The sequence below is a fragment of the Paramagnetospirillum sp. genome (assembly GCF_058402745.1).
Genome location: NZ_JBZVFI010000009.1, coordinates 79793 through 92563 on the forward strand (window position 1 = coordinate 79793; position 12771 = coordinate 92563).

10 protein-coding genes are annotated in these 12771 nt (G+C 69.2%); 7 read left to right on the forward strand and 3 right to left on the reverse strand.

Annotated features, from left to right (window positions below; all coding sequences use genetic code 11):
• Window positions 1-129 precede the first annotated feature (129 nt).
• Window positions 130-1908, forward strand: coding sequence for an AMP-binding protein (locus ACV4UZ_RS07280; protein WP_491600235.1), 1779 nt, complete (start codon window positions 130-132; stop codon window positions 1906-1908).
• Window positions 1909-2416: 508 nt separating this feature from the next.
• Here the strand turns inward: ACV4UZ_RS07280 and ACV4UZ_RS07285 are convergent.
• Window positions 2417-2626 carry a (2Fe-2S)-binding protein gene (locus ACV4UZ_RS07285; protein WP_043743718.1) on the reverse strand — a complete coding sequence of 70 codons (210 nt, stop codon included), beginning with the start codon at window positions 2624-2626 and terminating at the stop codon, window positions 2417-2419.
• A gap of 319 nt (window positions 2627-2945) precedes the next feature.
• Between ACV4UZ_RS07285 and ACV4UZ_RS07290 the strand changes: the two genes are divergently transcribed.
• Entirely contained in the window at window positions 2946-4700 is a 1755-nt protein-coding gene (locus ACV4UZ_RS07290; protein ID WP_491600236.1) for an SLC13 family permease, read from the forward strand.
• Between the two features lie 295 nt (window positions 4701-4995).
• Window positions 4996-6441: a DEAD/DEAH box helicase gene (locus ACV4UZ_RS07295; protein ID WP_491600237.1), complete on the forward strand. Its 1446-nt coding sequence runs from the start codon at window positions 4996-4998 to the stop codon at window positions 6439-6441.
• 142 nt (window positions 6442-6583) lie between these two features.
• Here the strand turns inward: ACV4UZ_RS07295 and ACV4UZ_RS07300 are convergent, their stop codons facing one another.
• Window positions 6584-7009: an NUDIX hydrolase gene (locus ACV4UZ_RS07300; RefSeq protein ID WP_491600238.1), complete on the reverse strand. Its 426-nt coding sequence runs from the start codon at window positions 7007-7009 to the stop codon at window positions 6584-6586.
• Window positions 7010-7195: 186 nt separating this feature from the next.
• Between ACV4UZ_RS07300 and ACV4UZ_RS07305 the strand changes: the two genes are divergently transcribed.
• From ACV4UZ_RS07305 to ACV4UZ_RS07315, 3 genes are all read left to right on the forward strand, one after another.
• Window positions 7196-8644, forward strand: coding sequence for a sensor histidine kinase (locus ACV4UZ_RS07305; protein WP_491600239.1), 1449 nt, complete (start codon window positions 7196-7198; stop codon window positions 8642-8644).
• Between the two features lie 77 nt (window positions 8645-8721).
• Entirely contained in the window at window positions 8722-9156 is a 435-nt protein-coding gene (locus ACV4UZ_RS07310; RefSeq protein WP_491600240.1) for a response regulator, read from the forward strand.
• Window positions 9153-11045, forward strand: a complete 1893-nt coding sequence (locus ACV4UZ_RS07315; protein WP_491600241.1) for a response regulator — start codon at window positions 9153-9155, stop codon at window positions 11043-11045. The genes ACV4UZ_RS07310 and ACV4UZ_RS07315 overlap by 4 nt, the downstream gene beginning before the upstream one ends.
• A 78-nt stretch (window positions 11046-11123) precedes the next feature.
• Here the strand turns inward: ACV4UZ_RS07315 and ACV4UZ_RS07320 are convergent, their stop codons facing one another.
• On the reverse strand, window positions 11124-12224 hold the full coding sequence (locus tag ACV4UZ_RS07320; RefSeq protein WP_491600242.1) for a protein-glutamate methylesterase/protein-glutamine glutaminase: 1101 nt from the start codon (window positions 12222-12224) through the stop codon (window positions 11124-11126).
• 139 nt (window positions 12225-12363) lie between these two features.
• On the opposite strand from ACV4UZ_RS07320, the gene ACV4UZ_RS07325 reads away from it, so the two are divergent.
• Window positions 12364-12765: a bacteriohemerythrin gene (locus ACV4UZ_RS07325; protein WP_491600243.1), complete on the forward strand. Its 402-nt coding sequence runs from the start codon at window positions 12364-12366 to the stop codon at window positions 12763-12765.
• The last annotated feature ends 6 nt before the right edge of the window (window positions 12766-12771 follow it).

The window sequence follows — 12771 nt, forward strand, 5'->3', positions numbered from 1 at the left end:
CCTGCAATTCCTTTTGTTGCACACACCGTCCGAGGCGGACAGAATGGCCGCCACAATCGGGGGCGGGAGCCTTGGAATGCGGGATCGTTCCAAGGGGGCTTCGGTCAAAAATTAGGTCTGGGAGGACGCATGGTTTCGGCCAAGCCGGGCAAGACCATTGCCGCGACGGCTCCGGCGGGTGGGGCCGGGGCGTGGGATGACGCCGCTTTCCGTTGGAACGAGGCCCTGGTCGAACTGGCCGGGGCGCCGGACGCGCCGTTGAACATCGGCGCCATCTGTTCGGACCGTCGGGTCGGGTTGGGGCAGGGCGGCCGCACCGCCATCCGCTGGCTGGGGCGCCGCCAGGAGCCGCGCGACATCACCTATGGGCAACTGGCCGAGCAATCGGGGCGGATCGCCCGCGTGCTGGCCGATCTCGGCCTGCAGCCGGGCGAGACCGTCGCCGTGCTGCTGGGCCGCGTCCCGGAACTCTACGGCGCCGCGCTCGGCATCTGGAAGGCGGGCGGGATTTATTGTCCGCTGTTCGCCGCCTTCGGCCCCGGCCCGGTCAAGGCCCGCCTGGAACTGGGCAAGGCCGCGATCCTGATCACCTCCGACGATCTTTACGCCCGCAAGGTGGCGTCGTCGCGGGCCGCGCTGCCGCATCTGCGCCATGTCCTGCTGGTCGGCGAGGACGGAGCCGCCCCGGCCGTGGCGCCGGGCTGCGCCGATCTGCTCGCCCTGGCCGAGGCCGCCCAGCCCATGGCGGCGCTGGCGACCGGGCCCGACGCGCCGGCCTTCCTCCACTTCACCAGCGGCACCACCGGCACGCCCAAGGGCGTCCTGCACCCCCATCGGGCGGTGCTGGCCCATCTGGTCACCGGGCGCAAGGTGTTCGGCCTGAGCGAGGCCGACGTGTTCTGGTGCACCGCCGATCCCGGCTGGGTGACCAGCACCTCCTACGGCATCATCGCGCCGCTGGCCTGCGGCGCCGCCCTGATCGCCGACGAGGCCGAACTGGAGCCCCGGCGCTGGTACGGCATCCTGCACGACGAGAAGGTGACCGCCTGGTACACCACGCCCACCGCCATCCGCACCATGATGCGCTATGGCGCCGCCCTGGCCCGGTCGTACCGCGAGAATTCGCTGCGGGTGGCGGCCAGCGTCGGCGAGCCGCTCAACGCCGAGGCGGTGATGTGGGGGCAGAAGGCTCTGGGTGTGCCCTTCCTCGACACCTGGTGGCAGACCGAGACCGGCGCCATCACCATCGCCAACGGCCCCGGCACCGACCGGCGGCCGGGCAGCATGGGCCGGCCTTTGCCCGGCGTCGAGGCGGTGATCATGCGCTGCGAGGGCGGCACGCCCAAGCCGGTGGACGCCGTCGACGCGGTGGGCGAACTGGCCATCCGCACCTGCTGGCCCTCCATGTTCTCCGGCGCCCTGGGCGAGGAGACACGCTACGGCGACTCGTTCCGCGACGGCTGGTACTTCACCGGCGATCTGGTCAAGCGCGACAGGGACGGCTTCATCTGGTTCGTGGGGCGCGCCGACGACATGATCAAGTGCGGCGGCCTGCAGATCGGCCCCTTCGAGGTGGAAGGCAGCCTGATGGACCACCCGGCGGTGGCCGAGATCGGCGTGGTGGGCAAGCCCGACATGCTGGTGCGCGAGGTGCCGGTGGCCTTCGTCTCGCTCAATCCCGGCTTCGAGGCCGGCGACGCGCTCAGGGCCGAATTGCTGTCCTACGCCCGCCAGGAACTGGGGGCGGGCATGGCGCCGCGCGAGATTCATTTCGTCGAGGAACTGCCCAAGACCAATTCGGGCAAGATCATGCGCCGGGTGCTGAAGGCCAAGGCCGTCGGCGAGCCGGAAGGCGGCGACATCCTGTCCACCCTGCCGCCCTGCCCGGGGCGCTACGACGACGAGTGAACAAGAAAACGGGGCCGAAAGGCCCCGTTTCAGTGACTCTGCCTGTCATGCTGAGCGACAGCGAAGCATCTTTCATCATCCGGCGGCCGGTTGGGCCTGAAAGATCCTTCGGTTTCACCCAGTGCTGTCCGGTTCAATTGCCTGGGTTCTGGCGGACGGGATTTTTCACCACCAAGACACCAAGGACACCAAGAGGACATTCCAGGTGCGTCGTGCCCGGACTTGTTCCGGGCATCCACGCCCATCCGCAGGGACTATTGTTTCATGAGGCATTCCAGCGGATCCGCGTGGATGGCCGGGACGATGCCCAGCCATGACGGTGAGGTTGGGCGGGGCGATCCGCTCCGTCCTCTTGGTGTCCTTGGTGTCTTGGTGGTTGAAGAGGCTTTTCCGTATCCCCATTCCGGTGGAGCCATCTCAAACCAAGCCTGGGCAAGGCAAGAGACCAGTGCTGGCCGAAGTAAACCGGACACCCGTGGGTTTCACCTCAGGATGACAAGGGAGCGGTTCAGCCCCGCTTGCCGCAGGGACAGCCCCCGGAACCGCCGCCGCAACCGCCCTTGCTCTCGTCCACCAGTTCGCGGACGGTGGAGACGCACTTGCCGCAGCGCGGCTTGGAATCGAAGTGGCGGAACACCGCCTGCGGGCTGCCGGCTCCCTCGGTGACGGCGGCGCGGACCTGGCGGTCGGTGAAGCCGTGACAGAGACAGACATACATGGGGTGCCTCCTATTGCTGCCGGCTGTCGGAGCGTTCGGCGCTGGCCCCCGCTTCCCAGGCGATGGCCTGCAGGGTGCCGGCGCACAGGCCGAGCAGCAGGGCAAAGACCAGCAGGCGAACCGAGACCATGGGACGCTCCGGGCGAGTGATTGATGATCTGGTGCAGATGATAATCACTCGCATTGGATATGCCAATAGATATTTTGGGTGATTCGCAATCGCAGCCGCCGTAGCCGCTTGCCCCGCCTGGAACCCGCCCTGGCGGATCGGTATGGGCTGGTGTAGCCTCGGCCCGGCATACGGCATGAAGGGTGACCGATGACCTTGGAACAGGGGCTGGCGTTCACCATCCTGGGCGCCACCATCGTGATGTTCGCGCTGGACAAGCTGCGCTACGACCTGGTGGCGCTGCTGTCGCTGTCGGCGGGTATCCTGGCGGGGCTGGTGCCGCCCGACAAGGCGTTCCACGGCTTCGCCGATCCGGTGGTGGTGGTGGTGGCTGCCGCCCTGGTGGTCAGCGCCGGCATCGAGCGTTCGGGCATCATCGAGCACCTGATGAAGCCGCTGGCGGCGCTGAAATCTCCCGACGCCCTGATCGCCACCCTGGTGGCGCTGGTGATGGTGCTGTCGGCCTTCATGAAGAACATCGGGGCGCTGGCCATCTTCATTCCGCTGTCCATCCGGCTGGCGCGGGCCGGCGGCATTCCGGTGTCGCAGATCCTGATGCCGCTGTCTTTCGCCTCGCTGCTGGGCGGCGTGATGACCCTGATCGGCACCTCGCCCAACATCATCGTGTCCAGGGTTCGCCAGGACCTGACCGGCCAGCCCTTCACCATGTTCGACTTCACGCCGGTGGGGCTCGGCATCTGTCTCGCCGGCATCGGCTTCCTGGCCTTCGCCTGGCGAGTGCTGCCCAAGGACCGTCAGGGCAGCGGCTCGGGGTCTGGCTTCCGCATCGAGGATTATCTGGCCGAGGTGCGGATCGAGACCCACTCGCCGCTGATCGGCGCCACCGTGGCCGACCTCGAGCAACTGTTCTCGGGGGGCGCGGTGAGCGTGGCGGCCATCATCCGCGACCACGGCCACCGCTACGTCCCCGGCGGGCACTGGGTGTTCTCCGAGAACGACGTGCTGGTGCTGGAGGGCGATCCCATGGCGCTCAAGCCGCTGCTGGATTCGGCCGGGCTGGTGCTGATGGGCGGCGGCGGCTTAGGGAGCGAGGACACCACGGTGATGGAGGCGGTGGTAATGCCCAACTCACCCCTGGTGGGCAGCACCGCCGTCCGATGCGCCATGCGGCGGCGGCACGGCATCGCGCTGCTGGCCATCAGCCGGGGCGGCCGGCACATGATCCAACGCCTGCGCCAGACCGAGTTCAAGGCCGGCGACGTACTGGTGGTGGAAGGCAACGGCGAGGCCATGCCCGGCACCCTGGCCCAGCTGGGCTGCCTGCCGCTGGGCCAGAAGGCCATGCCCTTCGCCCGCAAATCGGCCTGGCTGCCGGTTCTCATCGCCTTCGCCGCCATGCTGTCGGTGGCCTTGGGAGTGATGCCGGTGGCGCCGGCCTTCTTCCTGGGGGCGGTGGCCATGGTGCTGCTGGGTTGCCTGCCGCCGCGCGAGGCCTACGAGGCCATCCACTGGCCGATCATCATCCTGCTGGGCGCGCTGATTCCCATCAGCGACGCCATGAAGAGCACCGGCGCCTCGGACCTGCTGGCCGGCTGGCTGGCCCTGGCCGCCTCCCAGGTGCCGGTGCCCATGGCGCTGGGGCTGGTGCTGCTGGCCTCCATGCTGCTGGCGCCCTTCCTCCACCATGCCGCCACCGTGCTGCTGATGGGGCCGGTGGCCGCCGGCATGGCGGTCAAGCTGGGTCTCGCCATCGATCCCTTCCTGATGGCGGTGGCTTTGGGCGCGGCCAGCGACTTCCTCACCCCCATCGGCCACCAGTGCAACACCCTGGTGATGGGCGTCGGCGGCTATCGCTTCGGCGATTACTGGCGGCTGGGGTTGCCGCTCAGCCTCATCGTGCTGGTGTCGGGGACGCTGCTGATCCTGATGTTCTGGCCGATTTGACCCCCGGCGCCCCTTCCGGGCGCGCGCGCCGATTTAAATTGACTTCGCGCCGGCAAGAGCGCAGGGTCCGCCGGTCCGGACGATTCGCGTCCGGCTTGCTCGCGGGCAGCGCGCAATGGCCGATCCCTCGACGGATCGCCTTTCGCCCCGAGCCTTCTTTCCCTTGCCCATAGCTTCCTGGCCGCGCGTCCGGGAGGAGCCCGACGAAGACCGCATTTTCGCGGCGCTCGTCCCGCCGTCCGTCCCCGCCCTGTGTGGGCGCGAGGGATGACGGCCTGTTGAAGAAAGAGACCTGATGACCGTTCTGTTTTCCGAACTCGGCCTGGCCGAGCCCCTGCTGAAGGCGCTCGAGGCCGAGGGCTACACCACCCCCACTCCCATCCAGGAACAAAGCATTCCCCACCTGATCGAGGGCCGCGACGTCCTGGGCCTGGCCCAGACCGGCACCGGCAAGACGGCCAGCTTCGCCCTGCCGCTGCTCCAGCGCCTGGACACCTTCAAGAAGCGCGCCATGCCCAAGAGCTGCCGCGTCCTGGTGCTGACCCCCACCCGCGAGCTGGCGGTGCAGGTCGGCCAGAGCTTCAAGACCTACGGCTGCCATTACCGGCTGCGCCACGCGCTGGTGTTCGGCGGCGTCGGCATGGTGCCGCAGATCAAGACCATGGCCGGCGGCGTCGACGTGCTGGTGGCCACCCCCGGCCGCCTGCTCGACCTGATCGACCAGGGCGCCATCCGCCTGGATTCGGTCGAGGCGCTGGTGCTGGACGAGGCCGACCGCATGCTCGACATGGGCTTCATCCAGCCCATCCGCAAGATCGTCGCCATGGTGCCCAAGCAGCGCCAGACCGTGCTGTTCTCGGCCACCATGCCCGATTCCATCGTCGGCCTGGCCAATTCGGTGCTGCACCAGCCGGTGCGCGTCGAGGTGACCCCGGTGTCGTCCACCGCCGAGAAGATCGAGCAGAAGGTGCTGTTCGTCGACCGCGAGCACAAGCGCACCCTGCTGACCGACATCCTGGCCGGCGACGACGTGGTCCGCGCCCTGGTGTTCACCCGCACCAAGCACGGCGCCAACCGCGTCGCCGAGCTGCTGGAGAAGGCCGGCATCAACGCCGACGCCATCCACGGCAACAAGAGCCAGGGCGCCCGCCAGAAGGCCCTGGCCGATTTCCGCGATGGCCGCATCAAGGCGCTGGTCGCCACCGACATCGCGGCGCGCGGCATCGACGTGGACGGCATCACCCACGTCATCAACTTCGAGCTGCCCAACGAGCCGGAAAGCTATGTCCACCGCATCGGCCGCACGGCGCGCGCCGGCGCCTCGGGCATCGCCCTCAGCCTGTGCGACAACGACGAAGTGGCCTATCTGCGCGACATCGAGAAGACCATCCGCCAGGCGGTGCCGGTGGATTACGAGCACGCCTACCACGCGCCGCACATCGCCACCCGTGGCCTGCCCGGCGGTCCCCGCGCCACCAAGCCGCCGCAATCCCACCGTGGCGGCGGCGGCAGGGGCAACCATCCGCAGCAATCCCGGGGCGGCAATCCCCATGGCGAGCACGCCTCCCATCCGGCCAAGGGCCGCGACGGCGCCAAGCACACCCATGCGGGCAAGCCGGCCTCGGCCAAGCCCTCCTCCGGTCGTCCGGCGGGCAAGCCGGCCGGCAAGCCCGGCGGCGCCCGTCCCCAGGGCGGCTTCAAGGGCATGCCCGGCGGCAGCCGCAGCGCCGCCAGGGGTTGATCTTGCGGGCGGGACGCCCGCGCTCCATGTTCTTTTGGAGCGCGGGCATCTCGCCCCATGATCGTTCGGAGCGCGGGCGTCCCGCCCCATGATCGTTCGGAGCGCGGGCGTCCCGCCCGCAGGGTGATGTCGGCCTACCCGTTCAGCCCAGCACCATGCGGGCGAGGCGGGGTGCGTTGACGCTGACCGGCAGCGCGCCCCCCTCGATCTCGTCCAGGGTGAACCAGCCGGCGGCCTCGGCATCGTCGGCGGCCACCGGATCGCCTTCGAGGCTCAGGCAGCGCACCACGTTGAGGACGTAGTGGTAGCGGATGCGGCCATGCTGGTCGGGGCTGATGACCTCGAACACATCCACCACGCCTCTGGCCTCGGCGGCCAATCCGGTCTCTTCCGCCAGCTCGCGCAAGGCGGCGGCGGCCAGTGTCTCGCCCACCTCCACCAATCCGCCGGGAAAGCCCCATTTGCCGCGGTCGGGCTCCTTGGCGCGCCGGACCATCAACAGACGCCCCTGGCGCTCGACCAGGGCGAGGACGCCGGGCAGGGGATGGGACGGGTACTCGCGCGACATGGGGCCTTCCTCCTCGCTTGCCCGAACAATAAGACCACCCGAGGTCCATGTCACTTCCGGACGGCTTGCCTCGCGCCTGGGGGCGCTCTAGTATGAACTCCTTCAGTATTCACTCTGGTCAAGTGGGCCGACGGGGTTTTCATGGGGTTGGCCGCCTTGCGGGCGCCGGATGTGACAGCCGGCACGATGCCGAAACCGCACGAACGGATCGCCGTGCGGCTGGGGCTGCTTTTCGCCGCGCTCGCCGCTTTCGTCATCGGAATCGCCGCCCTGGCGGTATGGGGGCTGTGGCCGGATGAGGCCGAACGCAGCCTGGGCTGGCTGCTGGCCGGACTGGTGCCCCTGCTGGTGGGACTCTCGTTCGGCATCGGCATGGCGGTCGGGCAGGGCATCGACCGTCGACTGATGGCCCCGGGGGCTTCGCCGCGGCCGGGAGCCCTCGAATGGTGGAGCGACCCTCTCGGCCTTGACGGAGCGTTCCAGGCGCTGTCGCGCCGCCATGAGCAATCCCTGCGCGACGTGGAGCAGCGTAGCCGGGCGCTGGTCGCCAATGCCGAGCGGGTGGCGCAGCTGGGCAGTGCCGAGCGCGACCTTCTGACCGGAAACGGCGTCTGGTCCAGCGAGTTTCACGCCATCCTGGGCCTGGTGCCGGGCACCTGCATTCCATCCCACGACATCTTCCTGGAGGTGGTCCATCCCGGCGACCGCGCCGAGGTGGCCGAGCTTCTGCGTTCGGTCACCGCCGAGGGAGGGCGGCGCGAGGCGGAGTTCCGCATCGTCCGTCCCGATGGCGAGGTCCGCATGCTGCGCGGCTGCGCCGAGGCGACCCGCGACGCCGCCGGACGGCCGGTACGGCTGGATTCCACCATCCAGGACATCACCGAGCACAAGCGTCTGGAGAACGAGCTGGACGGCCTGATCCGGGAATTGTGGCGCTCCAACGAGGAGCTGGAGCAGTTCGCCTACGTGGCCTCCCACGATTTGCGCCAGCCCCTCAGGGTGGTGGGCAGTTACGTCTCGCTGCTGGAAGAGGAGCTGATGGGCAGCCTGGGCGGCGAGTCCCTGGAATACATGGGCTTCGTCCGGGACGGCGTACGGCGCATGGACCGGCTGATCACCGATCTGCTGGCCTATTCCCGGGTCGGCCGGGTGATCGGCGACGCGCCCTTCCCGGTGGCCGAGGCGGTGGAATCCGCCCTTTCCGACCTGCAGATCGAGATCGAGGATTCGGCCGCCACGGTGGAGGTGACGCCGGCCTTGCCCATCCTCTATGGCGACCGGGGCGAGATGGAGCGCCTGTTCCTCAACCTGATCGGCAACGCGCTCAAATACCGGCGCCCCGACCACCCCCCCCACGTCTCGGTCGAATGCGAGGACGGGGGCGAGGAGTGGCTGTTCCGGGTCCGCGACAACGGGATCGGCATTCCCCCCGAATATGCCGAGCGGGTGTTCGGCATCTTCCAGCGCCTGCATGCCCGCGACGAGTACGAAGGGACCGGCGTGGGGCTGGCCATCGTCAAGAAGATCGTCGATCGCCACGGCGGCACCGTCAGGGTGGAGCCGTGGGAGGGGCAGGGAACGGTCATGGCCTTCAGCTGGCCCAAGGCCCCCCGCCGCCCCGAGGTGGACGCCTGATCCGCCGCGCCGGGCCTTGCGCCGGACGGTGAATTGAGCCAGGGTCTGTGTCGGCTTGCAATCATCCGGACGGCAACGTGGCTTCCAAGGACATTCACGACATCCTGCTGGTCGAGGATGACCCCGGCGATGCCGGTCTGGTCCGTATCGCGCTGAGGCGGTCGCGCCATACCTGCCGCCTGCACCACGTCAAGGATGGTGACGAAGCCATGGGCTTCCTGCGCCGGGACGAGGCGCATCCCCAGGCCCCGCGGCCCGACCTGATCCTGCTCGACCTCAACCTGCCCGGCCGCAACGGCCACGAGATCCTCGAGGAGATCCGGTCCGACGCCGCCCTGTGCTGCATTCCGGTGGTGATACTCTCCACCTCGGCCGCCGAGCGCGACATCAGGAAGGCCTACGCCCTGGGGGCCAGCAGCTACGTGTCCAAGCCCATGGACGTGGAGGCCTTCACCGCCGCCATCCACTCCATCGGGGATTTCTGGTTCGGCACGGCGCAACTGCCGCCATGAACACGCTTCCCATCCGCGTCCTGCTGCTGGAGGACGACCCCGCCGACGCAAGGCTGGTGGTCCAGATGCTGCGCCGGGTCAAGACGACGTCGTTCGAGGTCACCGTGGTCGGCCGCCTCGCCCAGGCGGTGGAGCGGCTGTCGGAGCGCATCGCCAGCTTCGACGTGGTTCTGGCCGATCTGGGCGTCCCGGATTCCAGCGGCATCGCCACCCTGGACGCCCTGACCCAGGCGGCGCCCAGCCTGCCGGTGGTGGTGCTGACCGGCAATGACGACGACGCCATCGCCCTGGAATCCCTGAAGCGGGGCGCCCAGGACTATCTGGTCAAGGGCCTGGGCGACGCCTTCATCCTGTCGCGCGTGGTGCGCTACGCCATCGAGCGCAAGCTGGGCGAGGAGGTGCTGCGCGAGGCCCGCGACAGCGCCGAGCAGGCGGCCCGGGCCAAGTCGGTGTTCCTCGCCATGATGGGCCACGAGATCCGCACGCCGCTCAACGGGGTGCTGGGCATGGCCCGCCTGCTGCTGGAGACCGATCTCGACCCACGGCAGAAATCCTTCGCCGAGACCCTGGTGTCGTCGGGGGAATTGCTGCTGGGCCTGGTCAACGACATCCTCGACTTCTCGCGCCTGGACGCCGAGGGCATGACCCTGGCCGCCGAGCCCTTCGACGTGCTCGACACCGTCGAGGAGGTGCGCCTGGTGCTGGCGTCGCGCGCCGCCGAGAAGGACCTGGCGCTGTCCTGCCGCTTCGGGCCGGGTATCCGTCGCGAGGTGGCGGGCGACCGGCTGCGCCTGCGGCAGATCCTGTTCAACCTGGTGGGCAACGCCATCAAGTTCACCGATCGCGGCGGGGTGGAGATCGGCGTCGAGCCCCTGGCCGCCAGGGAGGGGCAGGTGCTGCGCTTCCTGATCAAGGATACCGGCATCGGCATCGCGCCGGAGATCGGCGCCCAGCTGTTCACCGAATTCTGGCAAGGTGACAGCGGCGCCGCCCGGCGCTTCGACGGGGCCGGGCTGGGGCTGGCCATCTGCAAGCGCCTGGTCGATCTGATGGGCGGCGTCATCGGCTATGACAGCCTGCCGGGACGGGGCAGCACCTTCCGGGTGGACCTGCCGCTGCCGCCCGCCGAGATGCCCTCCGGCGACCGGGTGGCGGCGGAGCGGCCCTGCCGCGTCCTGCTGGTGGACGACAACGAGGTCAACCGCGAGGTGGCCGCCGGCCTTCTGGAGCGGCGCGGCCATCAGGTGGTGTGCGCCCGCGACGGCTATGAAGGGGTCGAGGCGGCGGCGCGGGGCGGCTTCGATCTGGTGCTGCTGGACATGCGCATGCCCGGCATGGACGGCATCGAGGCCGCCCGGGCCATCCGCGCCCTGCCCGGCGAAGCCGGCACGCCGCCGCTTTACCTGCTGACCGCCAATCCGGTGAAGGAGGACGAGGCCCGCTGGCGCGAGGCGGGCATTCGCGGTTGCCTCGCCAAGCCGTTCCAGTTCGATCACATCGGCCGTCTGCTGGGCGGATTGGACGAGGGGGCGCCGGAACCGCCGGCCGAGCCGAAACTGGTGGGGGTGGCCGGGTTGCTGTCCGACATGGGCGATTTGGGCCGCGACCGCCTGGTCGGGCTGGTGGAACTGTTCCGTTCGTCGTCCTCGGCCGATCTGGCGGCCCTGCGCACCCATGCCCAGGCCGGGCGGCTGGCCGAGGCGGGGCAACTGGCCCACCGCATGGCCAGCGCCGCCTCCAGCCTCCACCTCGGTCCCCTGGCCGCCAAGTGCCGGGCGGTGGAGGACGCGGCGCGGGCCGACGATCCGAATACCGCCGCCCAGGCCGAGGAACTGGCCGAATTGTGGACCCGCTCGCTGGAGGCGGTGGGGCGCGTGCTCGATCTGTGACAGAGGCGGGCGGGACGCCCGCGCTCCAACGCGCGTCGTCCTTTCATCGGAGCGCGGGCGTCCCGCCCGCAACCCCGGTCAGCCGACCAGCTTGCGCACCAGATCGCCGATCTCGCCGAGCGGCAGGATCGCCTTGCACAACCCGGTCTGGGCGGTGGCGCCCGGCATGCCGTAGACCACGCTGGTGGCCTCGTCCTGGGCATAGAGCTGGCCGCCGGCCTCGGCCACCACCCGGCCGCCCTTGGCGCCGTCCGTGCCCATGCCGGTCAGCACCACCGCCGCGGCACGGTTGCCCCACACGGCCGAGACGCTGCGGAACATGGGGTCCACCGCCGGCTTGCAGAAATTCTCGGGCGGCGCGTCCGACAACCGGATCACCAGTTCGGCCCCCTTGCGCTCGGCCAGCATGTGCCGGCCGCCGGGGGCGACATAGACGCGGCCGGCGACGATTCTCTCGCCGTCCTTGCCCTCGGCGGCCGCAAGGCCGCTGGTTTGGGAGATGTGCTCGGCCAGGATGCCGGTGAAGGTCGGCGGCATGTGCTGGGTGATCAGGATGGGAATGCGCGGCCTGACGTTGCGCAGCTTGGCGAAGATGTCGAACAGCGCCTGCGGTCCGCCGGTGGACGAGCCGATGGCCAGCACCTCCACCGGACCCGATGGGGGAATCGCGGCGGGCCGGGGCGGCGGAGCGGCGGCCGGACGGGGCGAGGCCGGAATCGGGACCGTCGGGGTGGGACGCAGCTTGCGGGCGGCCAGACTCTTGATCTTGTCGGTCAGGTCGCGCTTGAACCCGCCGGCCCCCGACATTTCCGAACTGGCCGACGGCTTGGGGATGTAGTCGGCGGCTCCCGCCCGCAGCGCCTGGAAGGTCACGGTGGCGCCGCGCTGGGTCAGCGAGGACAGCATGATGACCTTCACGCCGGGCACCGCCTTCAGGATGCCGGGCAGCGCGGTCAGCCCGTCCATCACCGGCATCTCGATGTCGAGGACGACCACATCCACCGGAGTACGGGTCAGGGTGCTGATGGCCTGTTCGCCGTTGGACGCCTGGGCGACGACCGCAATGGCCGGGTCCTCGGCCAGGATGCGCGCCACCACTCCGCGGACGATGGCGGAATCGTCCACCAGCATGACCCTGACGGTGCCGCCGGCGGGGGGTGTCGGAGACCCGGAAAGCATACGGCACCTTTAGATACAGATTTCATCCATATTCGATGGTAGTCCTGGTTTCGCGCCGTTGTCCATGCAAGGCGGGGCAGGGGCGCCATGCGTCTCGGAACCTTGTGATTATGTCGTCGGTATGTAAGTATCGGACCTCATGAAGATCGAGTGGAACTCCCGATACGAGACCGGCATCGCCGAGGTGGACGACGACCACCGCCGGCTGCTGGGTCTGATCAACGACCTGGACGCCGTCCTTGACGGCAGCGGCGACCTGGAGCGGGTCGGCATGATCATCGATGCGCTGGTCGACTACACCGACTATCACTTCACCCGCGAGGAGAGGATGATGGCCGAGGCGGGCTATGCGGAGGCGGCCGACCATGCCCTGGCCCATACCCAGTTCGGGCACTTTCTCGGTGACCTGGTGGGCGGCTGCCTGCTGCATCCCAGCCTGGAGGCGGCGGCAAGGGTGAAGGATTACCTGGGAGAATGGCTGCTGGAGCACATTCTGGTCGAAGACATGAAATTCGTTCCCGCCGTCAAGGCGGTGAAGTGACCCCCA